Raw genomic sequence first — 25,580 nt, 5'->3', positions numbered from 1 at the left:
TGGCTGACGGTACGTCAGCTATTGACGCTCCAAGGAGCCGGTGGAACAGTCGGCCTATGAATCTGACGACTCGTCAGAAATGACGCTGGGGACGGTGAACCTCCTTGGAATTCGGGCTCTTTGTACAGGGATACGTGGGCAAGCGCGCCGAGACCGACCCGCTCGCCGAGCACAGGGCGCTGATGGAGGAGACCGAGTACGTCATCGAGGCGGACCGGTGCGGCTTCAAGTACGCCTGGGCCTCCGAGCACCACTTCCTGGAGGAGTACTCCCACCTCTCCGCCAACGACGTCTTCCTCGGATACCTGGCACACGCGACGGAGCGGATCCACCTGGGCTCGGGGATCTTCAATCCGCTCGCCCCGGTCAACCACCCGGTGAAGGTCGCCGAGAAGGTCGCCATGCTCGACCACCTCACCGGGAACCGTTTCGAGTTCGGCAGCGGACGCGGGGCCGGCTCGCACGAGATCCTCGGCTTCCTCCCGGGCGTCACCGACATGAACCACACGAAGGAGATCTGGGAGGAGACCATCGCCGAGTTCCCGAAGATGTGGCTCCAGGACGAGTACCCCGGCTTCCAGGGCAGGCACTGGTCGCTGCCGCCGAGGAAGGTCCTGCCCAAGCCGTACGGCACGTCACACCCGGCGATGTGGTACGCGGCCGGGTCGCCGCCGTCGTACGCCATGGCCGCCCGCAAGGGCCTCGGGGTGCTCGGGTTCAGCGTGCAGAAGGTCTCCGACATGGAGTGGGTGCTGGAGCAGTACAAGACGGCGATCGTGGACGCGGAGCCCGTCGGGGATTTCGTCAACGACAACGTGATGGTGACGACGACCGCGGTCTGTGCGCCCACGCACGAGGAGGCGGTGCGGATCGCCGCCGGCGGAGGGCTGCACTACCTCCAGTCGCTTCTCTTCCGCTACCACGACACCTTCCCGCGGCCCGACGGCTTCCCCGTCTGGCCGAAGACGCTGCCCGAGTTCACCGAGGAGATCATCGAGCATCTGATCGCCGAGGAGCTGTTGATCTGCGGGGATCCGGACGAGGTGCTCATGCGGTGCAAGCGGTGGGAGCAGGCCGGGGCCGACCAGTTGGTGTTCGGGGTGCCCATCGGGATCTCGCGGGAGGACACGTTGCGGACGATCCGGCTGATCGGGGAGCACGTGATTCCGAAGATCGATACGGATCCGGTGCACCGGACCACGCGGTTTCGGAGGGCGGGCTGAGGGCGTACGGCGGCCTGCGGGCTGGGTGTGGTCGCCCGCGCCCACGCGGCAGCCGCAGGCCGACACAGCCCCGCGCCCCTTGGGGGCGTGCCCGACACCTGAGTCGAGGAGGAAGCCCATGCTCGATCACCTCATCAAAGGCGCGAGGGTCGTGGACGGGACGGGTGCGGCCGGTCGCACCGCCGATGTCGGCATCCGCGACGGCCGTATCGCCGCCATCGGCAGGATCACCGCAGGATCCCGCACCACCGAGGACGCCACCGGCCTCGTCCTCGCCCCCGGGTTCGTCGACCCGCACACCCACTACGACGCCCAGCTCTTCTGGGACCCGTACGCCACGCCCTCGCTGAACCACGGGGTCACCACCGTCGCGGCCGGGAACTGCGGGTTCACTCTCGCGCCGCTGAACCCCGCAAGGCCGCAGGACGCCGACTACACCCGCCGGATGATGTCCAAGGTCGAGGGCATGTCCCTGGTCGCGCTGGAGGAGGGGGCGCCCTGGAACTGGCACACGTTCGGGGAGTATCTGGACGCCCTGGAAGGGCGGATCGCCGTGAACGCCGGGTTCATGGTCGGCCACTGTGCGCTGCGGCGGTATGTGATGGGGCCTGAGGCCGTCGGCGGGCAGCCGAGCGAGGAGCAGCTTGCCGGGATCGTACGGCTGCTGCACGACGCCATGGACGCCGGTGCGTGGGGTTTCTCCACCACCCAGTCGAGCACCCACTCCGACGGGGACGGGCAGCCCGTGGCCTCCCGGCACGCGAAGCCGGAGGAGCTGCTGGCGCTGGCGCGGGCGGTCGGTGAGCACGAGGGCACGCAGATCGAGGGGATCGTCGCGGGCTGCCTGGACCAGTTCAGCGACGCGGAGATCGATCTGCTGGTGGAGATGAGCGCGGTGGCGGGGCGGCCTTTGAACTGGAACGTCCTGACCATCGACGCGGCCGTCCCGGAGCGGGTGCCCAGGCAGCTGGAGGCGAGCGAGCGGGCGCGCAAGGCCGGCGGCCGGGTGGTGGCCCTCACCATGCCGATCCTCACGCCGATGAACATGTCCCTGGGCACCTTCTGCGCGCTCAACCTCATCCCCGGGTGGGGCGAGATCCTGGGCCTGCCCGTGCCCGAGCGCATCGCCAGGCTGCGGGATGCGCGGACCAGGGCCGAGATGCTGCGGCGCGCCGGCTCCAAGGAGGCGGGCGTCTTCCGGCGGCTGACGAACTTCGGGCGGTACGTCATCGGCGACACCTACAGCGAGGCGAACCGGGGCCTGACCGGGCGGGTGGTGAAGGACATCGCCGCGGAGCGCGGCCAGGACCCCTTCACGTGCCTGGTGGAGATCTGCGCGAACGACGACCTGCGTACGGTGCTGTGGCCGATGCCGACGGACAACGACCCGGCGTCGTGGGCGCTGCGGGCGGAGACCTGGCGGCACGAGGACGTCCTGCTGGGCGGCTCGGACGCGGGCGCCCACCTGGACCGCATGTGCGGAGCCCCCTACACCACCCGGTTCCTCGGGGACTGCCTGCGCGGGCGGCGGCTGGCCGGGCTGGAGCAGGCCGTGAAGATGCTGACGGACGACCCGGCCCGCCTCTTCGGCCTGCGGGAGCGCGGGCGGGTGCGGGAGGGCTGGCATGCGGACCTCGTCCTCTTCGACCCGGAACGGATCGGCGCGGGTCAGGCCACCCTGGTGCACGACCTGCCGGGTGACAGTCCGCGGCTGGACGCCAAGGCGCTCGGGGTGCGGGCCGTGTGGGTCAACGGGGTCGAGGTGATCCGGGACGACACGGTGACGGGCGCGGTGCCGGGGAAGGTGCTGCGTTCCGGGCGGGACACGGCCACGGTGAGCACCCGGTGACCGAGGGCCGGCGGCTGTTCGTGGGCGGCGCGTGGGTGGAGCCCGACGGCGGCCACTACGCGGTGATCGACCCGGCGACCGAGCAGACCGTCGGGTGGGCGCCGGAGGCCTCGCGGGATCAGGTGCACGCGGCCTGCGCCGCGGCCCGCGAGGCCTTCCAGCCGTGGTCGCGCACGGCACCGGGGGAGCGGGCGGCGGTGCTCGCGCGGGCGGCGGAGATCATCGCCGGTGACCTGGGGCCGAACGCGGAGCTGGCCCGGGCGGAGACCGGGGCGACCACGGCGACGGCCAGGCGCATGCAGGTCGGCGTCGCCGCCGCCCGATTCCGCCGGTACGCGCGCGTGGAGCCCGCCGAGTGGGCGGTCCCGCCGCAGATCAACGAGGCCGGCCCCATGGGGAAGGCGGGGGTGACGGGCGCGCTGGCTATACGGCAGCCCGTCGGCGTCGTCACCTGCGTCACCTCGTACAACAACCCGTGGGCCAACCCGGCCGGGAAGATCGCCCCCGCCCTGGCGATGGGCAACACGGTCGTGGTGAAACCCGCCCCGCAGGACCCGCTGTCGGTCTACCGGATGGCCGAGGCGCTTCAGGCGGCGGGCGTGCCGCCGGGCGTGGTCAACGTGGTCAGCGGTGCGCGTACCGAGGTCGGTGAGGCGGCCGTCGCGTCCGCCGACGTCGACATGGTGAGCTTCACCGGCTCCACGGCGGTGGGGCAGCGCATCGCCCAGGTGTGCGGGCGGGACATGAAACGCCAGTTGATGGAGCTGGGCGGCAAGGGCGCGGCGATCGTGTTCGACGACGCGGACCTCGCCTCGGCGGTCGCCGGAATCGGCACCACCTTCTCCTTCTACAGCGGCCAGATCTGCACGGCACCGACCCGGGTGCTGGCCCAGCGGGGCGTGTACGACCGGCTGGTCGAGCAACTGGCCGGATGCGCACGCCGGTTGAAGGTGGGCGACCCCAGGGAGCCGGACACGGTGGTCGGGCCGGTGATCTCGGCCGCGCACCGCGAACGGGTCGAGTCGTACGTCGACGTCGGCCGCAAGGAGGGCGCGGTCGTGGTGACGGGCGGCGAACGGCCGCCGTACGACCGCGGCTTCTACGTCGCCCCGACCCTCCTGGCCGACTGCACCAACGACATGCGGGTGGCCCGCGAGGAGATCTTCGGCCCGGTGGTCGTCGTCATCCCCTTCGACGAGGCGGACGAAGGGGTCGCGATGGCCAACGACAGCGACTACGGCCTGATCGACTACGTGTGGTCGGGGGACGTGGCCCGCGCCTTCCGCGTGGCGCGGCGGCTGCGCGCGGGCGGGGTCGGGATCAACACCGTCGGCCGCAACATGGAGGCCCCTTTCGGCGGTTTCAAGAAGAGCGGGGTCGGCCGGGACGTCGGCTCGTACGCACTGCACGCCTACAGCGAGGTGCAGGCGATCGTGTGGCCGGGCTGAGGACGAGGACGAGGCCGAGGACGTGCGAACGGCTGCAGGCCGCGCACGGCCCGTCTGCTCAGTCCAGATCCACCCGCACCGTCAGCAGATCCGTCCCGAACGCCCTCACCCCGGCGCTGTTGAGGCGGGGCAGGGAGCGCAGCCGGGCGACGGGGTCGTCGTCGGGCATCAGGTGGGCCGTGCCCGTGTGCCAGCGGCCCCGGATGCGTACCCGTACCCGCGGGTCGGTCTTGATGTTGCGGACGTACTGCGACCGTTCGCCGAACTCCGACACCAGCCAGAAGGAGTCGCCGACGCGCCGGCCTCCCACCGGGGTCTGACGGGGCAGCCCGGAGACGCGGCCCGTGGTCTCCAGCACCGTCTGGAGGGGGAGGCGGCGCAGCACCGGGTTGCCCACCCGGCGCTGGAAGGCCGTGGCGGCGCGGAATCTGAGGTCGGCGAGGCGGGACATGGCAGGGGCACTCCTTCGCACCGGGCTCTCACTGTTTCTTCCATCTGTTTCCTCGATGGTTCCTGCTTCAATGGTCATCTGACGCGGCATGACGAGAGCGGGTGGCTGCGGATGCGGGTGGTGACCTGGAACCTGTGGTGGCGCTTCGGCCCCTGGGAGACCCGGCAGAAGGCGATCCTCACGGCCCTGCGCGAGCTGCGCCCGGACGTGGTGGGCCTGCAGGAGGTGTGGGCCGCCGACGGCGAGAACCTCGCGGAGTGGCTGGCCGGTGAGCTGGGCCTGCACTGGACCTGGGCCGGCTCCCACGCGCCCGAGCGCTGGCGGCGGCGACTCGCGGGCCCCGCCGCCGACAGCGTCGACATAGGGAACGCCGTGCTCAGCAGGTGGCCCGTCGTCGACGAGGACGTGCTGCCGCTGCCCGCCCCGGCGGACGTGGACGACGGCCGGCTCGCCCTCTACGCCCGCCTCGCCACCCCCTCCTACGAGGTCCCGTTCTTCACCGTCCACCTCACCTCCGCCCTGCACGCCTCGGCGGCCCGCTGCCGCCAGGTCGCCGCGCTCGCCGAGTTCGTCGCCCGGCACCGCGGCGACACCCCGTTCCCGCCCGTCGTCACCGGCGACTTCAACGCCTGGCCGGACTCCGACGAGATCCGCCTCCTCGGCGGCTACAAGACCGCCCCGGCCGTGCCCCGCCAGGTCCTCTTCGACGCCTGGGAGTACGCCGACCCGGCGGCCCCCTCCGCCACCTGGGACGCGGCCAACCCGTACGTGGCGCCCGGCCGGGAGCCGAGCGTGCGCATCGACTACATCCACGTGGGGCCGCCCGGCCCGGACGCACTCGGGCACGTCCGGAGCGTGCGGCGGGCCTGCGACGGCCCCGTGGACGGGGTCTGGCCGTCGGACCACGCGGCGGTCGTGGCGGACCTGGCGGAGCGGGCGGACCAGGAGTGAGACGGCGCCCCTCGCCGCCCTCACACGAGGTCACCGTCCGCCGAGCGGTCTCACCGCCCCAGGAAGATCGGGTTGGTGAACGCCGCCAGCGCCCCCGGCAGCGGTCCCGCCGCCGTCTCGTGCCGCAGCTCCGCGCGGACGTACGCCGCGTACGAGGGCGTCGCCCGCCACTCGACCACGCCCGAGCCCGCCACCGGGAGCGGGGCGCTGGTGTGCAGCACGCCCTGGTCCGTCACGAGGCGGACCGTGCAGCGGGGGGCGCCCGAGACCTCCAGGCGCACGGTGACCGGCGTGTCCCGGTCCACCTCCAGCCGCTCGCCGATTCCGGCGTGTTCGCCACGGCCGCCGCTCGCCGTGAAGGACAGCGTCACGTTCTTCGACTCGGCGATGTACGAGCGGCCCGCGCGGATGCCCTCCTGGATCGCCTCCCGGGTCAGGTCGTCGGCCAGCACCACCGTCTGGGGGCGCCCGACGACGTCCGGGTCGCGGTGGGCGTCGCTGTTGCCCATCGCCGGGATCCAGGACCGGGAGCCCGAGCGCACCGAGGCGACCAGCATGCCGTCCCAGTCGGCGAGCGCCACCTCGTCGTCGGGCGTGTAGGGGCCGTTCCACACCTCCACCGCGTCGGCCTCGCCGAAGCCGAACTTCCAGTTGCAGCCGATGCAGGTGGCGTGCGGGTGGGCGGGTACGACGAGACCGCCTGCCCGCCGGATCTGGCGGGCGAACCGGCCGAAGCGGTTGTCGCGGGCCCGGTAGCGCCAGTCGACGAAGGTCCCCGGGTCCGTGCCCAGGGCCACCACGTGCCCGTTGCGGGTCGTGACCTCCTCCCCCATCAGGACCAGCAGGTCGTCACCGGCCACGTCCGCCCAGTGCGCGTGCGCCGCGTGCGTGTTGTGCTCGGAGGTGTTGATGAAGTCCAGGCCCGCCGCCCGTGCCAGCGCCCCGACCTCCGCCGGGGTGCGGCGGCCGTCGGAGTACCAGGAGTGCAGATGGCAGTCGCCCCGGTACCAGGCACGGCCCCGCCCCTTGGCCCGCTCCGGCGGATACACCGGCCGGGCGACCTCGCCGGGATCCCCGTAGGTGAGCGTGATCGTGATCTCGTACGACAGTCCCTGCGGGGCCACCGTGTACGGCCCGAGGGCGATGTGCCACGTGCCCTCGCGCACCGGGCCCGGGAGGTAGCCGGGCGTCGCGTCGTCCGCGCGGATGAAGAACTCGGTGCGCGCCCCGCCCGACCAGCCCCGGAAGCCCCGGCCGCCGAGCTCGGTGCCGCGTTCGTCGAAGATGCCGATGTCGAGGGCGTTGCCCGTGGTCCCGGCGGGGACGGAGGGCCGGTCGTAGGTGTAGGCGACCTTGATCTCCCGTACGCCGCCTGGGACTTCGACCGGTACGTACACGAAGTCGGGCGACCCGGGCGGCAGGGTGCCGCGCACGGTCCGCGTCTGCCGGTCCCGTCCGGCCGCTGAAGCGAAGCTCACGCTTCCCAACGTAAGCGCGGCGGCGGCGCCCGTCACGAACAGGGCGCGTCTGCCGACTGGGCCGTGGTTGTCCTCGCACATGCTGCTGCTCCCAGGGTGTCGTGGGTGACATGGCATGGGTGGTGCAGGGTGGTGCGTGCAACCCTCGTATTGAGCCGTGAACTGCCGTGCACGGCAAGGGGATCGGAAGCTGTCCGGGGTAGATCCGGCTACGGATGCCGACTGGTCGGTATGGACAGGGGGAGTCGGGCCGGGTAGAGAGGGGGCATGGACATCGCCGTCACGATCTTCCTCACCGACGAGACGATCACCCCGGCCCGGCTCGCCCGCGAGCTGGAGCAGCGCGGTTTCGCCGGGCTGTACCTGCCCGAGCACACGCACATCCCCGTCGAGCGGACCAGCCCCTACCCGGCGGGCGGTGAGCTGCCGCGCGAGTACGGCCGCACCCTCGACCCGTTCGTCGCGCTCGGGCAGGCGGCGGCGGTCACGGAGCGGCTCGGCCTCGGCACCGGCATCACGCTGGTCGCCCAGCACGACCCGATCGACCTGGCCAAGCAGATCGCGACCCTGGACCACCTCTCCGGCGGGCGCTTCACCCTCGGCGTCGGCTTCGGCTGGAACGCCGAGGAGGCCGCCGACCACGGTGTGCGGTGGCACACGCGACGCGAGCTCGTCCGCGACCGGATGGCCCTGATGCGCGCGCTGTGGGCGGAGGAACCGACCGCCTACGAGGGCGAGTTCGGGAGCGTGCGCGCGAGCTTCGCCCATCCCAAGCCCGTGCGGAAGCCGCGCGGCCCGGTCATCGGCCCGCGCACGCTGGTCGGCGGCGCGGCCGGGCCGAAACTGTTCGCGCACATCTGCGAGTACGCCGACGGCTGGCTGCCCATCGGAGGGCGCGGCCTGTCCGAGACCCTGCCCGCCCTGCGCGCCGCCTGGTCCGACGCGGGCCGCGACCCGGACGCCCTCCAGGTCGTCCCGTACGCCGTCCGCCCGACCCCGGGCAAGCTCGCGCACTACGCCGAGCTCGGCATCAAGGAGGTGGTGGTGCAGCTGCCGTCGGCGGGGGAGGGGGAGGTGCTGCGGGCGCTGGACGCGTATGCGGGGTATCTCCCGGACGGCCGACACGGCGGGACATGACAAACTGGCTGACTGTTGTCCAGACCCCCGGGACGCGGCGCTGTTGATCCTGAGGGCCGCATGAGAATCGCCTGGTTTGCGTGGGTTGCACAGCATTTCGGTGAGTACGGCTACAGCAAAGGGCCGTTGCACGGCGCGATCGGCACGGTGGCCGTCCTGCTCACCGCCCTTCTGCTCGGTTACGCACTGCGCCGCCACCGGCCCGCAGCCCTGATCGCCGGCGGCCTCACCTGTGCCCTCGGCATCGGGTGGCTGGCCTTCCACTGACAGGGCGCTCGCGCGATCGCAGCCGTCGCAGTCGTCGCTGCCTCGCCTGATCACCCCGACCGTATGCTCAAAGGATGACGACTTCCGCGACCTCCGGAACCGGCCCCACCGAGAACTCCATGCGTCGCGCTCTCAAACGTGCCCGGGACGGCGTCTCCCTCGACGTCACCGAGGCGACGGTCCTCCTCCAGGCCCGTGGCGAGCACCTTCAGGACCTGTCCGCCTCGGCCGCCCGGGTGCGCGACGCGGGCCTCGAGGCGGCGGGCCGGCCCGGCGTCATCACGTACTCGAAGAGCGTCTTCATCCCCCTCACCCGGCTGTGCCGGGACAAGTGCCACTACTGCACCTTCGTCACCGTCCCCGGCAAGCTGCGCCGGGCGGGCCACGGGATGTTCATGTCCCCCGACGAGGTGCTCGACATCGCCCGGCGTGGCGCCGCCCTCGGCTGCAAGGAAGCCCTGATCACCCTCGGCGACAAGCCCGAGGACCGCTGGCCCGAGGCGCGCGAGTGGCTCGACGCCCACGGCTACGACGACACCATCGCCTACGTACGGGCCATCTCCATCCGCATCCTGGAGGAGACGGGCCTGCTGCCCCACCTGAACCCGGGCGTCATGACCTGGACCGACTTCCAGCGACTGAAGCCCGTGGCGCCGTCGATGGGCATGATGCTGGAGACGACGGCGACCCGGCTCTGGTCCGAGCCGGGCGGCCCGCACCACGGCTCCCCGGACAAGGAACCGGCCGTACGCCTGCGGGTGCTGGAGGACGCGGGCCGCTCCTCGGTCCCCTTCACCTCGGGGATCCTCATAGGCATCGGCGAGACGTACGAGGAGCGGGCGGAATCCCTCTTCGCCCTGCGCAGGATCTCGCGCGCCTACCACGGCATCCAGGAACTCATCATCCAGAACTTCCGTGCCAAACCGGACACGGCGATGCGTGGCATGCCCGACGCGGAACTGGACGAACTGGTCGCCACGGTCGCGGTCGCCCGCCTGATCATGGGCCCGTCGGCCTGCCTGCAGGCCCCTCCGAACCTGGTCGACTCCGAGTACGAGCGGCTGATCCACGCCGGCATCGACGACTGGGGCGGCGTCTCCCCGCTGACCATCGACCACGTCAACCCCGAACGCCCCTGGCCGCAGATCGAGGAACTGGCCGAACGGTCCGCGGCCGCCGGCTTCTCCCTGCGGGAACGTCTCTGCGTCTACCCGGAGTTCGTGAAGCGCGGCGAGCCCTGGCTGGACCCCCGGCTGCGCCCGCACGTGGCGGCGCTGGCCGACCCGGAGACGGGCCTGGCACGTCCCGAGGCGTTGCCGCAGGGGCTGCCGTGGCAGGAACCGGAGGAGGTCTTCGTCCCCTCCGGCCGTACGGACCTCCACGTGTCGATCGACACCGAGGGGCGTACGTCCGACCGCCGCGACGACTTCGACGAGGTGTACGGCGACTGGGGCGCCCTGCGCGAGGCGGCCGTCCCCGGCATGACACCGGAGCGCATCGACACCGACGTACGGGCCGCGCTCAGCACGGCCGCCGACGACCCGACGCGGCTGACCGACGACGAGGCGCTGGCCCTGCTCCACGCGGACGGCCCGGCGCTGGACGCCCTGTGCCGGATCGCGGACGACGTACGCAAGTCGGCGGTGGGCGACGACGTCACCTACATCGTCACCCGCAACATCAACTTCACCAACGTCTGCTACACGGGCTGCCGTTTCTGCGCCTTCGCGCAGCGCCGCACGGACGCCGACGCCTACACGCTGTCGCTGGAACAGGTCGCCGACCGGGCCCAGCAGGCCTGGGACGTCGGCGCGGTCGAGGTCTGCATGCAGGGCGGCATCCACCCCGACCTGCCGGGCACGGCGTACTTCGACATCGCCCGGGCGGTCAAGGAACGCGTCCCCGGCATGCACGTCCACGCCTTCTCACCCATGGAGGTGGTCAACGGCGCGACGCGGACGGGCATGTCCATCCGCGAGTGGCTGACGGCCGCCAAGGAGGCCGGCCTGGACACCATCCCGGGCACGGCGGCGGAGATCCTCGACGACGAGGTCCGCTGGATCCTCACGAAGGGCAAGCTGCCCACGGCCACGTGGATCGAAGTCGTCACGACGGCACACGAGTTGGGCATCCGCTCGTCCTCGACGATGATGTACGGCCACGTCGACCAGCCCCGCCACTGGCTGGGCCACCTGCGGACCCTCGCCCGCATCCAGCAACGGACGGGCGGCTTCACGGAGTTCGTGACCCTGCCGTTCGTGCACACCAACGCACCCGTGTACCTGGCGGGCATCGCCCGTCCCGGCCCGACCGTCCGCGACAACCGCGCGGTCACGGCGATGGCCCGCCTGCTCCTGCACCCGCACATCCCCAACATCCAGACCAGCTGGGTGAAACTGGGCACGGACGGCGCGGCCGAGATGCTCCGCTCCGGCGCAAACGACCTGGGCGGCACGCTGATGGAGGAGACCATCTCCCGTATGGCGGGCTCGTCCTACGGCTCCTACAAGTCGGTCCGCGACCTGATCGCGGTCGCGGAGGCGGCCGGCCGCCCGGCCAGGCCGCGCACCACCCTGTACAGGGAGGTCCCGGAGGAACGGCAACGGGCGGCGCAGGCGTCCGACGGGCATCTGCCGGAGCTGCTGCCGGTGCTGGACTGAGACGAGTGGACGATACGGGGATCGGTACGATGATCCGACCCCCGTATCGCTGGGTACTGGGGCCGGAGACTGAGGAGATGCGTGCCCGTGCCTGCCCGAATTCCCTCGTGGGCCTGGGTGACCGGACTGACCGTGGGGGCGGTCGCGGCGGTGGCCGTCCTCGCCGTGCAGGCGGACCAGGGCCCGCACCCGACCGCGACGGCGGCCCGGCCGAGCAGTTCGGCGTCGGCGAGCGCGGAGCCGAGGCCGAAGGAGTCGGCCCCGGCGGTGGTGCCGGACGACTCCGGCACGGGCCGGCGCATCGTCTACTCGCTCGGGCGGAAGCGGGTGTGGCTGGTCGACGCGAGCGACGCCACGCGCCGCACGTTCGCGGTGTGGCCGGGGACGGTCAGCCCGGATCCGGGGACGTACGCGGTCTCGAAACGCACGGAGGCCACGATCGGCTCGGACGGTGTCCAGGTCGAGCACATCCTCTACTTCACCGCGAAGAACGGCCTCTCCATCGCCTTCTCCAACGCGGTGGACGGCTCCTCCCCCCGACCCGCAGCCTCGGGCACGCAGACGGGCGGCATCCGCATGCCCAAGGCGGACGGCTCGGCACTGTGGGCCTTCGGCACGACGGGGACGTCGGTCGTGGTGGTCAAGTAGCGCAGGCCTGCTGAGGGGGCTATTCGGTGTCCTTGGGGTGACGGGGCGAGGCGTACACCAGATGGACGGTTCGGCGTTGCTCGTCGACGAGGTAGCGCACGCGACCGCCTGCGGTCACCTCGTACTCCCACTGGGGATACGGCTGACCGCCCAGGTTACCCCTGGCCAGACGGCCGCGGAGCCGGTGCTGACGGTCGGGATCCGCTCGGGACAGCGGGTCGCTGCGCAGCGCCTCGAAGCAGCGCCGGGTGTTGCCCGGAGCCTCCGCGCACAGTTCGCCCCATCCCTTCGCCGCCTCGTTCGTCGCGAATCGCAGACGCCATTCCTCGCCCACCGGCGGTGGAGCGACGTCGTCGCCGCGCTTGGGGCTCACGGCGCGGTCACCTCGCCGTGATCCTCGTCCGGCAGGCGGCGGGTGAGCTGCGCGGTGAGCTCGGGGTCGGCGAGGATCCGTGCCGTCGCGCGCCACTCGACGACGACGCGGTGGAGATTGGCGTGGACGTCCAACTGGGCCGCGTCGTGCGTGGCGTCGATGAGCTCGGCCACGAACTGCTTCAGCTCGTCCCCCGACAGGTGACGGACCCACGGGAACACCGAGGGGAGTGCACGCAGTATGGCCCGCTCGCCGGCATCACTGCGCACCAGGGCGGCCAGAAGGCGGGCCGTGATGTCCGCCGTCTCCTCTCGCTGCTGGTCATGGCGCGCCGTCGTCAGATACAGGTCCTCGCCGTCCCGACGGGTGATGTGCACACGCTGAGCCCGGTCGAGCGTTTCGGCGACACGCTTCGAGTTCTTGGACAGCTCGGAGAACGCGACTGTGGGGGTGGACATGTTCCGAAAGTACTTCGGAACATGTTCCGAAGTCAATCGCGGGCCGGGCCGAACGGCAGGTGGTTGACGACCAGCACGATGCCGCTGAACGTGAACACCCGGGTCGCCGCGTCGAGCCCGTTCCAGTCGCCCGACTGCCACATCGCGAACCACTCACCGCCGATCGCGATGAACCCGGCACCGAACAGCAGCAGGACCATCAGCAGGCCGTACGTGGAGAACCGGCGGGCGCGGGCGTGGTCACGCCGGGCCCACAGCCATGTGCCGTATATGAGGACGAGCGCGGCGACGGTCTCCCAGACGATGATCGCGACGTAGGCGGCGTCCTGGATCCCCTTGCTGGTGATCGCCCGCCACATCAGGTCGTCGTCCTTGAAGGTGGTGTCCATGGCCAGCACGTGTCTGACGAACTGCTGGTTGGTCCCGAAGTCGGTGATGTTCCCGAAGGCGACGAGGGCCATGTAAAGGGCGACGGAGGCGGTGAGGAGGGTCGCGGTGAGGGAGAGGGTGCGTGGGGTGGTCGTCATGCAGATCATTTTCCGCCCAGGCCTCGGCGCCCGGTAGGCATTGAGCCAGATACGACGGGGGCGCCGCCGGGGCGCCCAGCCACGCCTGAGGTTCAGCGTTCCGCCGCGAACTCCACGAACTCCGTCCAGGTGGCATCCGTGAACGCGAGCCGGGCGCCGTCCTTGTTCTTGGAGTCGCGGACGTGGACGGTGGGGGTTGCGGGGGATATGGCGACTTCGACGCACTCAGGGCCGTCGTTGCTGCTGTAGCTGCTCTTGAACCATTCCAGGGCGGTCATGTCTCCCACTTCAGTACTTTCTCGATGAAGGCCAGCGATTCTTGGGGTGTGAGCGCTTGCGCCCGGATCATGCCATAGCGCATCTCCAGGATCTGGACCTCCCGGGGATCACTGATGAGCCGGTTGTGCAGTTGTGACTCCGTGTGCCCGAGCGTCTTGCCGTTCCGGAGTTTCAAGAGTTGGAGCGAGCCGCCCATGCCCGCGTGGTCCTCGCAGTCAGTGGGCATCACCTGGATCTCGACGTGCCTCAACTGGCTCATCTCCAGCAGGTGTTCGAGCTGGTGTCGCAGCACCATTCTGCTCCCGAGGGGCCGTCGTAGTGTCACCTCTTCCTGTACGAACGTGACCAGCGGTCGGGGTACGCGATCGAAGACGGCCTTCCGTGCCATGCGGGCTGCGACGAGACGCTCCATCTCGTCCTCCGTATAGGCGGGGCGTCGCATCGCGTACAACGCCTGGGCGTACTCCGGCGTCTGCAGGAGACCATGGATGTGGTGGCTGGCGTAGGCGCCTAGCTCGACGGCCTCGTCCTCCAGCTTGGCCAGATCCCGAACCGTCTTCGGATACCGCGCCTTCTCCACGTCCTCCTTCATCGCGGCCAGCTTCCCGCCCGCCCCGAGCACCTCATCGGCCTTGTCCAGGAAGTCCGGCTTCGGGATCCGCCGCCCCCGTTCCACGGACGAGACCATGTCCTCGCCGTACCCGATCGCCGCGCCGAGCTCCGCCTGCTTCAGCCCGGCGGCCTCGCGCCACAGCTTGATCTGCCGTGCGACCGTCCTGACGATGGCCGCGGCCTCCTCGTCCTCCACACCGTCCCCTCTCTACGTACGACCCGTACGACCCCGATCCACACCCGGACAGTCACTCTCCGTACCGAGGTCGTTGCTGTTCAGAGTAGGGACAGCTGGCCACGCTAGGTGACATGAGCCAGAAATCGCTCCGCCAAGTCACCGCCGCCACCCGCCACTTCTCGATCCAGCTGTCCGCGACTCGCAGAGGTGCCCGACTCGCCCGTCTGCTCGCCGAGCGCCAACTCGACGACTGGGGTGAGCCGTTCGAGGCCGCCGCGCAGGTGGTGGCCGAGCTGGCGTCGAACGCCGTGCTGCATGGACGTGTCCGGGGCAGGGACTTCCGGCTGGGGATGAAGCTGTACGCGGACCGCACCCTGCGCATCGAGGTGACCGACGCCCGGGGCGACCGGATCCCGTGTCTCCCGGACCCGGAGGTCGAGGACGCGGAAGCAGGCCGTGGCCTGCGGATCGTCGCGGCGTACGCGGACCGTTGGGGCGTCGAGGAGGCGCCTGCGCATGGCAAGACGGTGTGGGCGGAACTGGCCCCGGATCGCGCGGATCCATGACCCGGTCCGGCCCGACGCCAAAGACCAAAGAACCGGGGAAAGAACCAACCCACCCCCACCGCCCCCGTCGATCACCCGCAAGGGTGAACATCACCAACTCGGCTGGCGCGGAGGGTGTTACATCGTGCAGCGTCAGCCGCGACAACCGCACACATGCATCGGCCCCCGCCGGGACTGCCATCCCAGTGCGAGGGCCTGATCACCGAGGAAGAAAAGGCCTTCCCGATGACTGACAAGCAGCCTAGCGCGCCCGCGCGCGCCTCGTCCGGCCGTTCCGCCGGCGGCGTCGAGCACGTCAACGAACCGCACCACGACCACTTCGTCGTGGTCGGAAACCACCTCGCCCAGCACCCGGAGCTGTCCCTGACGGCGATCGGTCTCGCGGTCCACATCCAGTCGCTGCCCGCCGGGACCCCGGTCGGCATCAAGGCGCTGGCCGCGAAGTTCCCCGAGGGGGAGATCCGGATCGCCGCGGCCCTGCGGGAGCTGGAGGCGCACGGGTACCTGGCTCGCCCCAAGGAGCGTCTTCAATCGGGCCGAGTCGTGACCCGGACCATCTCGTACAACAGGCCACGGCTCGCGGCGGCCCTCGCGGCTGCGGAACCCGAGCGGCCCCGACGGGCAGCGGCGCACGCCCCGCAGGCACCGACCACCGCTCCCCAGCCGCAGCACCGCACCGCCGCCGACCTCCTCGCGGGCCTGCGCACCCTGGACTCCCGTCTGCTCCTCACCGAACGCGACGTACATCGCCTCGCCCCGGCCGTCACCACCTGGCTGGACCGAGGTGTGCCCGTCACGGCCGTACAGCGCACCCTGACGACCGGCCTGCCCCAGGAACCGATCCAGCACCCGGCGGCCTTCCTCGCCCACCGCCTCACCGCCCTCCTGCCGCCACCGCTCCCCGTCCCACCCCGCCCCACGACCGCCCCGCGACCCGACCCACTCCAGACCTGCGACAGCTGCGACCGCGCGTTCCGTGCACCACGCCCCGGCCGCTGCCGCGACTGCCGGACGACCGAGCAGCCCGAGCGGCAGGTGGCGTAGCCATGCCCGGAACGAGTCATGTGGCCTGCTCCGTCTCAGCAGCGTCCCGCAGCCTCCGCCGGTACCGTACGAGGAGCGAACCACCAGCACCGGAGGTCACCGTGAGTGCTCAGAGCGACGGCCCGTACGGACCGCTGATCCCCATGCCTGAGCTGACTGCGGACGCGCTGCGGGACGCGGTCGCCCGGATTGCACCCAGCCGACTTCCAGCCCTCACGCAGCACCTCTTCGAAGCCACGACCCACGCCCAGCAGACCCAGAGCTTGGCGCCCCTGCGCGCCTTCGTGCACTCGTGGGCCGTGTTCGTCGCGATCGAACGACACCCTGTGCGTGCCGCGCGCCTGCGGGAGCTGGAACGGATCGTGGACGCCGGCGAACAGGACCCGTCGGAGGCCATCGCCGAGATTCGCGCGATCCGGGAGGTCGCGGAGGCAGAGGCAGGCCTGTGACCGACTGGTCCTGGGACTACAACCCGAGTGCCGAGTACGTCACTGGCGGATTGGCGCTCGGAGTGGTGGCGGAGGTCGAGCGGCTTGCCGCCGAGCCGGCCGCGCTCGGCCATGACTCCGTGAGGGTCGGCAGGCCCTTCGACCGGGAGGGTGGGTTGCGAGAGTTCGACATCCTCGGCGGGCGTGGCTTCATCAGCTTCCTGGCCGTGCCGCGCCATGAGTGCGTCTACGTCTGCAATGTCACCTGGTACGGCTGACAGCTGACCACTCACGACCACCCAAGACAACGATCCCGGCCACATCCCGCATACCACACCACCTGAACCCCCCGTCCCCGTTCGATTACAGTGCTGAGCTGTCGTACGTACGGACGGTGCCCCTGGGAGGACTAGGTGAGTGCGACAGCTGGTGCCGTCTGGGGACGTACCGAGCAGCAGGACTTCCGCAGCCGGGTGCGCGGGACGCTGCTGGGCGTGGCCGTCGGGGATGCGCTGGGTGCGCCGGTCGACGGGCTCGGCTTGGCCGGGATCCGGGAGGCGTACGGGGCGGAGGGGCTGGTCGACCTGGCCCCCGCGTACGGCAGACGCGGTGCCATCACCCACCTCACGCAGCTGACGCTCTTCTCCGTGGACGGGCTGATACGCGCCCAGGTGCGCAGAGACACCGGAGCTTGGCATCCGCCGACCGATCTGCACCGGGCGTATCTGCGCTGGGCCGCCACCCAGCGCGACTGGGGGCCCGACGAGCGGCGCAAGGACGACGGGTGGCTGGCGCGGGAGGAGTGGCTCTACGCCCGGCGGGATCCCAGCCGTGCGCTGCTGCTGGGGCTCGGCGACCAGACCATGGGCACCCTCGACGCGCCCAAGAACCCGGGTGAGCCGGGGCCCGAGGCCGCCGCGCGTTCCGCGCCCTTCGGGCTGCTGGTGGGGTGGGAGCCGCAGCTGGTCGTGCAGCTCGCCGTGGAGTGCGCGGCGCAGACCCACGGGCACCCCACCGCGTACCTCGCGGCGGGCGCGTACGCCGTGATCGTGCAGGCGCTGGCCCGGGGCGACAGTCTCGACGGCGCCGTGCAGCGGGCGCTGGCGCTGATGGCCGGCCGGCCCGGGCACCAGCCGGTGTCCGACGCGCTGCAGCACGCGCTGGGTGCCGTACGGCAGGGGATGCCGACGCCGGAGCGAGTGGCCCGGCTGACGGGGGAGGGTACGGCGGAGGGGCTGGTGGCCGCCGCCGTGTACTGCGCGCTGGTGGGGGAGGACGTCCGGCACGGGCTGTGCCTCGCCGTCAACCAGGACGGGCCCTCCGCCGCGGCCGGTGCGCTGACCGGCGGCCTGCTCGGCGCCCTGCACGGCGAGACGGCACTCCCGCCGGCCTGGCTGGCCGAGCTGGAGGGCCGTCCGACCATCCTGGAACTCGCCGACGACTTCGCCATGGAGATGACCCAGGGGCCCGCCCTGCACGGCCCGGGGGTGTCCAGCCCGGCCTGGCTGGCCCGGTATCCGAGGGTTTGACCGGCTCGGACGGCGCCCTGGCTTTTCACGCACCGGTGCGCTCCTGCACGATGAGCTGCATTCATCATGCAAGTCACCCATACGAGTATCTGGCGGGAGAACCCCACGTGTCCGAACAGCCGAACCAGCCGCCCCAGCCGCCCCAGTCCCCTCCGCCCGGATACGGGTATCCCGGCCCCGGGCCGCAGGCGGGCGGCCAGGCCGGTCCCTACGGCTACCCCCAGCAGGGCTACCCGCAGGGCGGTTACGCACAGCAGGGGTACCCGCAGGGCGGCTACCCCGCCGGCCCCGTCCCGCCGGGCACCTACACCGGCGACCCCAACGCGCCCTACGGCTATGACCCTTACGGTCGCCCGTACTCCGACAAGTCCAAGATCGTCGCGGGTGTCCTGCAGCTCTTCCTCGGCACCTTCGGCGTCGGACGCTTCTACCTCGGCAACGTCGGCCTGGGCCTCGCCCAGCTGTTCACCTGCGGCGGGCTGGGCATCTGGGCGCTGATCGACGGAATCATCCTGCTGACCGGCAACAACAACACCGACTCCGACGGGCGGGTCCTGCGTGGCTGACGCGGCGGGTCCGGACGGGCCCGCCGCGGCGCGCCGGTTCCTCCCGACGCACCCGGCGGCGGCACCCCTCGCCGTGCTCGCCGCCGGGGCGGTCGGCGCCGCCTACCTCTACGTCACCGACCCGCACGAGCCCGGCCACCTCCTGCCGCGGTGCCCGTTCCGCCTCGTCACCGGGCTGCTCTGCCCGGCCTGCGGCGGCACCCGCATGGCGTACGACCTGATGCACGGCCAGTTCACCGACGCCTGGCTGGACAACAGGGCCCTGCTGCTCGCCTCGCCGTACGCGCTGGCGCTGCTCGGGCGCTGGATCTGGGAGGGACTGCGCGGCCGGCGCTGGCGCCCCCGGCTCGGCCGCCGGGCGCAGGCGGTGATCCTGGCGGCGGCGGTGACGTGGACGGTGGTCCGCAACGTGGTCCAGGGGTGACAAGAGGGTGCCCCACCTGATCACGGAAGAGGAACAATCAGTTCCCGCCACTCCCTCCACGGCGTGTGTCTCTCTAAGATCACTGGTCACAGGGGGATCACCGGGCGGGATCGGGGCCACACAGCACCGTGTTCAGGACACGGCCGAGGTTGTCACGACACTCTGACGGCATTCGCCCTGGCACCGGAGCAGCCTGTTCCGGTCTCTCGCAGCACATCCAGGAGCAGTTCGTTATGACCGTCCCCACCCCCGAAGCCCCCTACGGAGTTGACCCGCAGGGCCGCCCGTACTCCGACAAGTCGAAGATCGTCGCCGGCATCCTCCAGCTTTTCCTCGGCACCCTGGGCATCGGGCGCTTCTACGTCGGCTCCGTCGGCGTGGGTATCGCCCAGCTGTTCACCTGCGGCGGGCTGGGCATCTGGGCGCTGATCGACGGCATCCTCTTCCTGACCAGCAACGACCGCACCGACAAGCAGGGCCGCGTCCTGCGCGGCTGAACACGGGCCGCGGCGCACGACCGCACACGGCACAGCGAGGGCCCCACTCCCCGCGGGAGGCGGGGCCCTCGCCCTGCCGTCGATGGGTGTCAGTTCTGCACCGGCTCAGTTCTGCACCGACTCAGTCCTTCACCGTCGTCCGCACCGGGTCTTCCACACCACCCGCGGGCGCCGGAATCGCCGCAGCCGCAGCGCCGTCCCCGTCCGTGTTGATCTTCTCGATGATCGCCAGCCGCTCCGGGGTGTCCTCCGGCTTCACGAAGCCGATCAGGATGTACAGAATCAGCGACACCGCGAGCGGGATCGACACCTGGAACTGCAGCGGCACACCGCCGTCGACGTTCCAGTGGATCGGGTAGTTCACCAGCCAGAAGGCCAGCAGACCCATCGACCAGCTGACCAGCGCGGCCGTCGGACCGGACCGGCGGAACGGCCGCAGCAGGCCCAGCATCATCGGGATCGCCATCGGGCCCATCAGCCCGGCCACCCACTTGATGACGACGGTGATGATGTCCTTGAACGTGGGGGAGTTGACCTGGGTCGCCGCCGCCATGGACAGACCGAGGAAGACGACCGTCGCGATCCGCGCCACGCGCAGGCCCTGGCCCTCGCTCCACGTCCGTGCCCTGGCCCAGATCACCGGTGCGCAGTCACGGGTGAAGACGGCCGCGATGGCGTTGGCGTCGGAGGAGCACATGGCCATCGTGTGCGAGAAGAAGCCGACGATGACCAGGCCCAACAGGCCGTGCGGCAGCAGCTGTTCGGTCATCAGCGCGTACGAGTCCGAACCGTCCGCCTTCTGCGACTCCACCAGCAGCGGCGACATCCACATGGGGAAGAACAGCACCAGCGGCCAGACCAGCCACAGGATCGCCGACAGCCGTGCCGAGCGCTCGGCCTCGCGGGCGTTGGGCGTGGCCATGTAGCGCTGCGCCTGGTTGAGCATGCCGCCGTTGTACTCGAAGAGCTTGATGAACAGGAACGCGAGCAGGAACACCGTGCCGTACGGGCCCACCAGCGGTTTCTCGTGGCCGTGGAGTTCGGGTTGGTCCCACACGCCGAAGAAGCCGCCGTGGTCGTCGAGCCGTACCCACACCGCCACGAGCATCGCGATGCCGGCCAGCAACTGGATGACGAACTGGCCGAGTTCGGTCAGCGCGTCCGCCCACAGGCCGCCGATGGTGCAGTAGATCGCGGTGATGCCGCCGGTGATGAGGATGCCCTGGTTGAGCGAGATACCGGTGAAGACGGACAGCAGCGTGGCGATCGCGGCCCACTTCGCGCCCACGTCCACGATCTTCAGCAGCATGCCGGACCAGGCCAGCGCCTGCTGGGTCTTGAGGTCGTAACGATTCTTCAGATACTCCAGCGGGGAGGCCACACGGAGCCGGGAGCGCAGCCGGTTGATGCGCGGCGCGAACAGCTTCGACCCGATGGCGATACCGAGGGCGATGGGGAAGGACCAGGTCACGAACGACGTGACGCCATACGTGTAGGCGATGCCCGCGTAGCCCGTGAACATCACCGCGCTGTAGCCCGACATGTGGTGCGAGATGCCGGACAGCCACCAGGGCATCTTGCCGCCGGCCGTGAAGAAGTCGCTGACGTTGTCCACCCGCTTGTGCGACCAGACGCCGATCGCGACCATCACGGCGAAGTAGCCGATGAGCACGGCCCAGTCGAGACCGTTCATGTGTCCCCTTCCAGGGTTCGCCGCCAGGGTCAGGCATGTGAACTCTGGGTTGGGTGCCGTGCCCACGGCAAGCGAGAGGAAGGTCAAGACACCGTAAAAAAGTTCTGCTTGATGACTTCCGTTTACGTATATGAATCTCCGCAGAGGCTCCGGCGTGGCCGGAAAGTGCCGTCTCAGCGCATCAGTTCACCCGCGTTGACCAACAGCGACTGGCCCGTGATCGCCCGCGCCCGGTCCGAGGCCAGGAACACCGCCGCGTCCGCCACGTCCGCGTCCGTCGCCAGGTCCGGAAGGGCCATACGGTCCGTCAGTCTTCCCCGCACCACATCCTGCGGAACCCCTTCGGCCCGCGCCGTGCACCGTACGTACGCCTGCACCGGCGGCCCCCACATCCAGCCCGGCAGCACGGTGTTGACCCGGATCCGGTACGGCCCGAGCTCCCGCGCCAGCGAGTACATCGCGCTGGTCAGCGCACCCTTCGAGGCCGCGTACGCCGCCTGCCGCACCTGAGAGGGGGCCGCCACCGCCGACTGCGTCCCGACGAAGACGACCGAGCCGCCGCGCACCTTCAGCGCCGGCAGGCACGCCCGGGTCATCCGCAGCGTGCCCAGCAGGTTCACGTCGAGGACCCGCTGCCAGGCCGTGAAGTCCGCGTCCTCCAGACCGCCGAAGTAGCCGTCCAGGGCGGCCACATGGACGACCGCGTCGATCCGGCCGAACCGCTCCCGCGCCAGGGACGCCAGCGCCGCGCACTGCCCCTCGTCGGTGATGTCGGCCGCCCGGTAGGCCGTGTGCGCCCCGTCCGGGTCGAGGTCGGCGGCCGTCTTCGCCAGGTTCGCCTGCGTGCGCGCCCCGAGCACCGCGTTGCCCCCGTCCCGCACGACGGCCGCCGCGACCTGCCGCCCGAGCCCCGCGCCCACGCCCGACACGACGACGGTCCTGCCCGCGAGCAGTGCCATGAGGCCACCTCCGGACTCCTGGAACTCTGGCGCATTATCTGACGGACCGTCAGAGTATGGGCGTACGGCGGAGGAAGGAAGGGGGACCCCATGCCCGAAGACACCCGCAGCGAGCGGTACGCCGAACTGGCCGCCGTCGGCCCCTACGGCACCCGCCCCGGCCACGCGCTGATCACCCTGGTCGAACCGCACCCCGGCCACGAGTACGCCTACAACCGCTGGTAATTCCGGAGCACCCCTCTGACCTGGGCTTATGGCAGTCGAAACGGCTGTGACCTGCTAGGACGGGTTGCAGAGGCGATCGGAGGCAGTCAGAGGGAAACGCTCTGATTCGACCCCGGTTCGACCCGGGCCGCTCGGAGGCAGTCAGAGGCGATCCCTCTGAACTGGCTCCGAGCGGACCCGAGTTGGCCGGGTCAATCAGGGAACAACCTCGACGCTCTTCGCTTCACCCCGGTCGAGCCGCGATGGGGACGCCTGCCTCCACAGCGGAGCCAGGCATACGAACGCCCCCAGGACGGCCATCCTGGAGGCTTCGCTGGCACCGATTGGAGGTCGGTTCCGGACACCACCCGTGGTTTTAGCGGGCCCTGGGTGGCGTCCCCTGTCCTTGCGAGACGACCCCACCGTGCCACACCCCATCCACCAGGCAGAACCACAACGACAGATCCCTCACCCGTTCGGCCGACAGGGCCTCCACCAACTCCCTTCGGCTGCTGCCGAGCTCATCCTGCTCGGCGACCTCACCGGCCGCTACGCCACGGGCAGCTACAGCCGGCTCGGCTCCGATGGCCGCACTCTGGTCCTGCGTGAGGACCGCCAGGGCGCCGCCGAGCACGGTCACCGGATCACATCGGCCATTGCCTGCCATGTGGCCCGCGCCGGCGGAACCTTCGACCAGCTGACTCGGCTGCTGCTACACCCCGACCACGAGGGCGGTCGGCATGCCCGGCACATCGCGCTGCGCTCCGGTCAGGCGCGCGCCCTGGACTACATCCGACGGGTGTGGACCAGCGCCTCGGCCGCAGTCGGCAGCACCCGGCTGCTGGAATCGCGCCACCAGGCACACGAGGTCCTTGCCGCGCTGCGGGATCGCATCGAGACGACGCCTTGGCGCGGGGAGCGGGGGCGGACCGCGCTGCGGGTGCTGCGGGCGCATCTGACCTTCGCCGAGATCGCGGGCGGCCCGCTGCACCACGCTAGCGAGCGGCAGACCGCCGAGGAAGCCGGCGTCTCCCGCACCACCCTGCGGGCCGTCTACGAGACGATCCTCAAGCCCCAGGGATGGCTGCGCCGCCTGCGGGTCGGCCACGGCCGGGAGGGCTCCACCTGGTACCTCGACGACGGCTCCGCCCACCAGGCCGTCCCGGTACCGCTGTCTCGTCTCCGGACCACTCAGTACCCCCCCGACCCGGCACTTGAGGAGTGGCCCACCCCTGAGACAGCCACGACCGCCGACATCGACTCCACCATCATCGGCCGGCTGATGGGCCACGACGCCTTCGCCCACCACGGCCTCGGCAGCTCCGCACTCATGATCATCGGAGCGCTGCACGTCCGCCCGGCCCAGACCGTTAGCGAACTCGTCGGCACCTCCTCGGTCTCCCGCGCCACCGCCTACCGGACCCTGCGACGCCTGGCCGACCACGGCCTCGTGCACCACCACGGGGAGACGTGGACCCTCGCCCCCCGTGCCCTGGAGGGCATCGGCACCGGCCTGCCGGACGCTACGACCGGCCCGCACGCCCAGCCGGCACACGGCTGGGACGACGTTGCCAAGTGCCACGGCACCGTCGGCGTCGCGGCCCGACGCAAGGCGCTGCACGCGGCCGAGCGCGCCGCCTACCGAGAGGCACTGGACCGGTTCGCGGAGCACCGCAGCAAGGCCGTGGTGATCGTCCGCGACGGGCGGCAGGTCCTGGTCCCGGCGCCACGGCCCGACGAGATCCCGCCCGCCTGGCACGCCCCGGGCGGAGCCGTCCTCGATCCGTTCACCGGTCGCCCGGCCGCCGATTGGCGGGTGGCCACCGATGGCCGACTGATCCTCATCACCCTCGCTGACCAGCGCACCTATGACGAGCTGGCCGCTGCCCATGCCGAAGCCCTCAGCGAATGGAACTCCGCCGCATGAACCCACAGCACACCCCAGCGACAGCGATCGAGAGTGAGCCGGTGGCCCTGGCAACCCTGCGCGAGCAGTACGAGTCCGGCGCCACGGTCGACGAACTCGTCGCCGCCAGCGGCCTGTCCTACGGAACGGTCCTTAACCGCCTGCGTGAGGCCGGGACCGTGATGCGCACTCCTTGGCAGACCCGCAGGATGCGCGAGGACGGACAGGCACGCCGCCGTCTCGCGTCCCGTCTGCGCACCCTTTATGAGCAGCACGGCGCGACCCTCACCGAACTGGCCGCAGCGGGGGCGGTGACGAGGCGTGCCGCGCGGCGTCTGCTGATCGAGGCCGGAGGCATCCCGCGCACCACGCAGCAGACGCTGCGGATGCGCGTCGCAGCGCGGGCTCCTGAGCGGCAGAAGCTCGCGCTGTCCTTGCGGGCACGGTACGAGGCCGGCGCCGCGGTCCCGGACCTCGCCAAGGAGTGCAGCTACTCCGTCGCCACCGTCTACCGGCTCCTGCACCAAGCAGGCACCCGCATGCGTCCCCAGCACCACCACGGCCCGGCCCGCAACACGGGGAAGCAGCCATGAACGCCTCCGTCCTCGCACGTGCCCAACACATCGAGAAGCCGACCGTGTGCCATCCCGGACGCAGCCCCGCGGCACGGGCACCCCCGTCGCTGACACGCGGCGATCAACAACGTCGGTCCTCTCGCCGACCCGCACAAGTCAACGCACCTTCCCCCTTTCAGGAGATCAAGCACACGTGAACGAGAACACCCGTATCAAGACCCTGGCGGCGGCCACAGCGAGCGCCTGGGACGCCTTCGTGATCGTTGTCGGCATGCTCAAGGGCGGCACCGGCAAGACCACCTCCGCCTGGTTCATCGCCCTGTACTACGCCGTCGTCCTCGGCCTGCCGACGCTGTTGCTGGACGCCGACGCGACCAGCCAGTCCGCCTACGACTGGTTCAAGGTCGCCCAGGCCGAGGGCTTCGAGATCCCGGCCAACCTGGTCGTCGAGCGGTACCCGTTCGACGACATCGCCGAGCACATCCGTGAGAAGCGCGCCGAGTTCGGCGCGATCGTGGTCGACGCCGGCGGCGGCAGCGCCCGCATCTTCCACGAGGCTGTTACCGAGGCGAACCGGCTGATCGTGCCGGTCGCCCCCACCAAGATCGAGCGCCGCAAGCTCGTGGCCACCTTCGACGAGGCCGAGCGCG

General features: G+C 70.9%; 29 protein-coding genes. 20 read left to right on the top strand and 9 right to left on the bottom strand.

The annotated features are described in order from the left end of the window. Positions 1-104 precede the first annotated feature (104 nt). The 3 genes from ACYVMZ_RS27880 to ACYVMZ_RS27870 all read left to right on the top strand — a co-directional run bounded on the left by ACYVMZ_RS27880 (position 105) and on the right by ACYVMZ_RS27870 (position 4,520). Entirely contained in the window at positions 105-1,223 is a 1,119-nt protein-coding gene (locus tag ACYVMZ_RS27880) for an LLM class flavin-dependent oxidoreductase (protein ID WP_461084372.1), read from the top strand. Between the two features lie 118 nt (positions 1,224-1,341). Further along, positions 1,342-3,072, top strand: coding sequence for an N-acyl-D-amino-acid deacylase family protein (locus ACYVMZ_RS27875; RefSeq protein ID WP_461084370.1), 1,731 nt, complete (start codon positions 1,342-1,344; stop codon positions 3,070-3,072). Beyond that, entirely contained in the window at positions 3,069-4,520 is a 1,452-nt protein-coding gene (locus ACYVMZ_RS27870) for an aldehyde dehydrogenase family protein (protein ID WP_461084368.1), read from the top strand. The genes ACYVMZ_RS27875 and ACYVMZ_RS27870 overlap by 4 nt, the downstream gene beginning before the upstream one ends. A gap of 58 nt (positions 4,521-4,578) precedes the next feature. Here the strand turns inward: ACYVMZ_RS27870 and ACYVMZ_RS27865 are convergent, their stop codons facing one another. After that, positions 4,579-4,971 (bottom strand): nitroreductase family deazaflavin-dependent oxidoreductase, encoded by a 393-nt coding sequence (locus tag ACYVMZ_RS27865; protein ID WP_461084366.1) that lies wholly within the window; start codon positions 4,969-4,971, stop codon positions 4,579-4,581. A 111-nt stretch (positions 4,972-5,082) separates the two neighbouring features. On the opposite strand from ACYVMZ_RS27865, the gene ACYVMZ_RS27860 reads away from it, so the two are divergent. After that, positions 5,083-5,922 (top strand): endonuclease/exonuclease/phosphatase family protein, encoded by an 840-nt coding sequence (locus ACYVMZ_RS27860; RefSeq protein ID WP_461084364.1) that lies wholly within the window; start codon positions 5,083-5,085, stop codon positions 5,920-5,922. A gap of 50 nt (positions 5,923-5,972) precedes the next feature. Here the strand turns inward: ACYVMZ_RS27860 and ACYVMZ_RS27855 are convergent, their stop codons facing one another. After that, entirely contained in the window at positions 5,973-7,481 is a 1,509-nt protein-coding gene (locus ACYVMZ_RS27855) for a CehA/McbA family metallohydrolase (protein ID WP_461084362.1), read from the bottom strand. A gap of 186 nt (positions 7,482-7,667) precedes the next feature. On the opposite strand from ACYVMZ_RS27855, the gene ACYVMZ_RS27850 reads away from it, so the two are divergent. The 4 genes from ACYVMZ_RS27850 to ACYVMZ_RS27835 all read left to right on the top strand — a co-directional run bounded on the left by ACYVMZ_RS27850 (position 7,668) and on the right by ACYVMZ_RS27835 (position 12,112). Next, complete coding sequence (locus ACYVMZ_RS27850; protein ID WP_461084360.1) at positions 7,668-8,537, top strand: LLM class F420-dependent oxidoreductase; 870 nt, start codon at positions 7,668-7,670, stop codon at positions 8,535-8,537. 126 nt (positions 8,538-8,663) lie between these two features. After that, positions 8,664-8,804 (top strand): hypothetical protein, encoded by a 141-nt coding sequence (locus ACYVMZ_RS27845; RefSeq protein WP_461084358.1) that lies wholly within the window; start codon positions 8,664-8,666, stop codon positions 8,802-8,804. 74 nt (positions 8,805-8,878) lie between these two features. Then, on the top strand, positions 8,879-11,464 hold the full coding sequence (locus ACYVMZ_RS27840; RefSeq protein WP_461084356.1) for a bifunctional FO biosynthesis protein CofGH: 2,586 nt from the start codon (positions 8,879-8,881) through the stop codon (positions 11,462-11,464). Between the two features lie 81 nt (positions 11,465-11,545). Further along, on the top strand, positions 11,546-12,112 hold the full coding sequence (locus ACYVMZ_RS27835) for a hypothetical protein (RefSeq protein WP_461084355.1): 567 nt from the start codon (positions 11,546-11,548) through the stop codon (positions 12,110-12,112). 19 nt (positions 12,113-12,131) lie between these two features. Here the strand turns inward: ACYVMZ_RS27835 and ACYVMZ_RS27830 are convergent, their stop codons facing one another. From ACYVMZ_RS27830 to ACYVMZ_RS27810, 5 genes are all read right to left on the bottom strand, one after another. Then, positions 12,132-12,485, bottom strand: coding sequence for a hypothetical protein (locus ACYVMZ_RS27830; protein WP_461084353.1), 354 nt, complete (start codon positions 12,483-12,485; stop codon positions 12,132-12,134). Next, positions 12,482-12,943, bottom strand: coding sequence for a prevent-host-death family protein (locus ACYVMZ_RS27825; RefSeq protein ID WP_461084351.1), 462 nt, complete (start codon positions 12,941-12,943; stop codon positions 12,482-12,484). Before ACYVMZ_RS27825 ends, ACYVMZ_RS27830 begins: the two co-directional genes overlap by 4 nt. Before the next feature lie 32 nt (positions 12,944-12,975). Continuing rightward, positions 12,976-13,470, bottom strand: coding sequence for a DUF2165 domain-containing protein (locus ACYVMZ_RS27820; protein WP_461084349.1), 495 nt, complete (start codon positions 13,468-13,470; stop codon positions 12,976-12,978). 92 nt (positions 13,471-13,562) lie between these two features. Continuing rightward, positions 13,563-13,748, bottom strand: a complete 186-nt coding sequence (locus ACYVMZ_RS27815; RefSeq protein WP_461084347.1) for a DUF397 domain-containing protein — start codon at positions 13,746-13,748, stop codon at positions 13,563-13,565. Further along, on the bottom strand, positions 13,745-14,557 hold the full coding sequence (locus tag ACYVMZ_RS27810) for a helix-turn-helix domain-containing protein (RefSeq protein WP_461084345.1): 813 nt from the start codon (positions 14,555-14,557) through the stop codon (positions 13,745-13,747). The genes ACYVMZ_RS27815 and ACYVMZ_RS27810 overlap by 4 nt, the downstream gene beginning before the upstream one ends. A gap of 113 nt (positions 14,558-14,670) precedes the next feature. On the opposite strand from ACYVMZ_RS27810, the gene ACYVMZ_RS27805 reads away from it, so the two are divergent. The 8 genes from ACYVMZ_RS27805 (at position 14,671) to ACYVMZ_RS27770 (ending at position 19,593) form a co-directional block, all read left to right on the top strand. Then, positions 14,671-15,105: an ATP-binding protein gene (locus ACYVMZ_RS27805; protein ID WP_461084343.1), complete on the top strand. Its 435-nt coding sequence runs from the start codon at positions 14,671-14,673 to the stop codon at positions 15,103-15,105. Between the two features lie 225 nt (positions 15,106-15,330). Continuing rightward, positions 15,331-16,149 carry a helix-turn-helix domain-containing protein gene (locus tag ACYVMZ_RS27800; RefSeq protein ID WP_461084341.1) on the top strand — a complete coding sequence of 273 codons (819 nt, stop codon included), beginning with the start codon at positions 15,331-15,333 and terminating at the stop codon, positions 16,147-16,149. Between the two features lie 101 nt (positions 16,150-16,250). After that, positions 16,251-16,598, top strand: a complete 348-nt coding sequence (locus tag ACYVMZ_RS27795) for a hypothetical protein (protein ID WP_461084338.1) — start codon at positions 16,251-16,253, stop codon at positions 16,596-16,598. After that, entirely contained in the window at positions 16,595-16,855 is a 261-nt protein-coding gene (locus ACYVMZ_RS27790; protein ID WP_461084336.1) for a hypothetical protein, read from the top strand. The genes ACYVMZ_RS27795 and ACYVMZ_RS27790 overlap by 4 nt, the downstream gene beginning before the upstream one ends. Before the next feature lie 135 nt (positions 16,856-16,990). Continuing rightward, positions 16,991-18,106 (top strand): ADP-ribosylglycohydrolase family protein, encoded by a 1,116-nt coding sequence (locus ACYVMZ_RS27785; protein ID WP_461084334.1) that lies wholly within the window; start codon positions 16,991-16,993, stop codon positions 18,104-18,106. Positions 18,107-18,213: 107 nt separating this feature from the next. After that, positions 18,214-18,672 carry a TM2 domain-containing protein gene (locus ACYVMZ_RS27780; RefSeq protein ID WP_461084332.1) on the top strand — a complete coding sequence of 153 codons (459 nt, stop codon included), beginning with the start codon at positions 18,214-18,216 and terminating at the stop codon, positions 18,670-18,672. After that, positions 18,665-19,096, top strand: coding sequence for a DUF2752 domain-containing protein (locus tag ACYVMZ_RS27775; protein ID WP_461084330.1), 432 nt, complete (start codon positions 18,665-18,667; stop codon positions 19,094-19,096). Before ACYVMZ_RS27780 ends, ACYVMZ_RS27775 begins: the two co-directional genes overlap by 8 nt. A gap of 233 nt (positions 19,097-19,329) precedes the next feature. Beyond that, positions 19,330-19,593 carry a TM2 domain-containing protein gene (locus ACYVMZ_RS27770; protein ID WP_461084328.1) on the top strand — a complete coding sequence of 88 codons (264 nt, stop codon included), beginning with the start codon at positions 19,330-19,332 and terminating at the stop codon, positions 19,591-19,593. Between the two features lie 121 nt (positions 19,594-19,714). Here ACYVMZ_RS27770 and ACYVMZ_RS27765 read toward each other — a convergent pair whose 3' ends face one another. Further along, positions 19,715-21,286, bottom strand: coding sequence for a sodium:solute symporter family protein (locus ACYVMZ_RS27765; protein WP_461084326.1), 1,572 nt, complete (start codon positions 21,284-21,286; stop codon positions 19,715-19,717). Between the two features lie 173 nt (positions 21,287-21,459). Further along, positions 21,460-22,245: an SDR family oxidoreductase gene (locus ACYVMZ_RS27760; RefSeq protein ID WP_461084324.1), complete on the bottom strand. Its 786-nt coding sequence runs from the start codon at positions 22,243-22,245 to the stop codon at positions 21,460-21,462. 90 nt (positions 22,246-22,335) lie between these two features. On the opposite strand from ACYVMZ_RS27760, the gene ACYVMZ_RS27755 reads away from it, so the two are divergent. From ACYVMZ_RS27755 to ACYVMZ_RS27740, 4 genes are all read left to right on the top strand, one after another. Beyond that, positions 22,336-22,470, top strand: a complete 135-nt coding sequence (locus ACYVMZ_RS27755; RefSeq protein WP_461084546.1) for a hypothetical protein — start codon at positions 22,336-22,338, stop codon at positions 22,468-22,470. Between the two features lie 403 nt (positions 22,471-22,873). Further along, positions 22,874-24,376: a helix-turn-helix domain-containing protein gene (locus tag ACYVMZ_RS27750; RefSeq protein ID WP_461084322.1), complete on the top strand. Its 1,503-nt coding sequence runs from the start codon at positions 22,874-22,876 to the stop codon at positions 24,374-24,376. Next, the gene (locus ACYVMZ_RS27745; RefSeq protein ID WP_461084320.1) at positions 24,373-24,948 is read left to right on the top strand and encodes a helix-turn-helix domain-containing protein; all 576 of its coding nucleotides are present in this window, start codon (positions 24,373-24,375) and stop codon (positions 24,946-24,948) included. The genes ACYVMZ_RS27750 and ACYVMZ_RS27745 overlap by 4 nt, the downstream gene beginning before the upstream one ends. A gap of 175 nt (positions 24,949-25,123) precedes the next feature. Then, the coding region (locus ACYVMZ_RS27740) for a ParA family protein (RefSeq protein WP_461084318.1) at positions 25,124-25,580 on the top strand (457 nt) is incomplete at its 3' end.

It is taken from the genome of Streptomyces deserti (genome assembly GCF_054782695.1).
Note: the sequence above shows the minus strand (reverse complement) of the source record. Positions and strands in the feature narration are given on the sequence as shown.

Excerpts from the sequence above, each read along its gene's own strand:
- ACYVMZ_RS27855 (WP_461084362.1), bottom strand. The coding sequence starts at position 7,481 with ATGTGCGAGGACAACCACGGCCCAGTCGGCAGACGCGCCCTGTTCGTG.
- ACYVMZ_RS27765 (WP_461084326.1), bottom strand. The coding sequence starts at position 21,286 with ATGAACGGTCTCGACTGGGCCGTGCTCATCGGCTACTTCGCCGTGATG.
- ACYVMZ_RS27755 (WP_461084546.1), top strand. The coding sequence starts at position 22,336 with ATGCCCGAAGACACCCGCAGCGAGCGGTACGCCGAACTGGCCGCCGTC.
- ACYVMZ_RS27760 (WP_461084324.1), bottom strand. The coding sequence starts at position 22,245 with ATGGCACTGCTCGCGGGCAGGACCGTCGTCGTGTCGGGCGTGGGCGCG.
- ACYVMZ_RS27865 (WP_461084366.1), bottom strand. The coding sequence starts at position 4,971 with ATGTCCCGCCTCGCCGACCTCAGATTCCGCGCCGCCACGGCCTTCCAG.
- ACYVMZ_RS27850 (WP_461084360.1), top strand. The coding sequence starts at position 7,668 with ATGGACATCGCCGTCACGATCTTCCTCACCGACGAGACGATCACCCCG.
- ACYVMZ_RS27820 (WP_461084349.1), bottom strand. The coding sequence starts at position 13,470 with ATGACGACCACCCCACGCACCCTCTCCCTCACCGCGACCCTCCTCACC.
- ACYVMZ_RS27825 (WP_461084351.1), bottom strand. The coding sequence starts at position 12,943 with ATGTCCACCCCCACAGTCGCGTTCTCCGAGCTGTCCAAGAACTCGAAG.
- ACYVMZ_RS27800 (WP_461084341.1), top strand. The coding sequence starts at position 15,331 with ATGACTGACAAGCAGCCTAGCGCGCCCGCGCGCGCCTCGTCCGGCCGT.
- ACYVMZ_RS27745 (WP_461084320.1), top strand. The coding sequence starts at position 24,373 with ATGAACCCACAGCACACCCCAGCGACAGCGATCGAGAGTGAGCCGGTG.
- ACYVMZ_RS27840 (WP_461084356.1), top strand. The coding sequence starts at position 8,879 with ATGACGACTTCCGCGACCTCCGGAACCGGCCCCACCGAGAACTCCATG.
- ACYVMZ_RS27770 (WP_461084328.1), top strand. The coding sequence starts at position 19,330 with ATGACCGTCCCCACCCCCGAAGCCCCCTACGGAGTTGACCCGCAGGGC.
- ACYVMZ_RS27875 (WP_461084370.1), top strand. The coding sequence starts at position 1,342 with ATGCTCGATCACCTCATCAAAGGCGCGAGGGTCGTGGACGGGACGGGT.
- ACYVMZ_RS27815 (WP_461084347.1), bottom strand. The coding sequence starts at position 13,748 with ATGACCGCCCTGGAATGGTTCAAGAGCAGCTACAGCAGCAACGACGGC.
- ACYVMZ_RS27805 (WP_461084343.1), top strand. The coding sequence starts at position 14,671 with ATGAGCCAGAAATCGCTCCGCCAAGTCACCGCCGCCACCCGCCACTTC.
- ACYVMZ_RS27860 (WP_461084364.1), top strand. The coding sequence starts at position 5,083 with ATGCGGGTGGTGACCTGGAACCTGTGGTGGCGCTTCGGCCCCTGGGAG.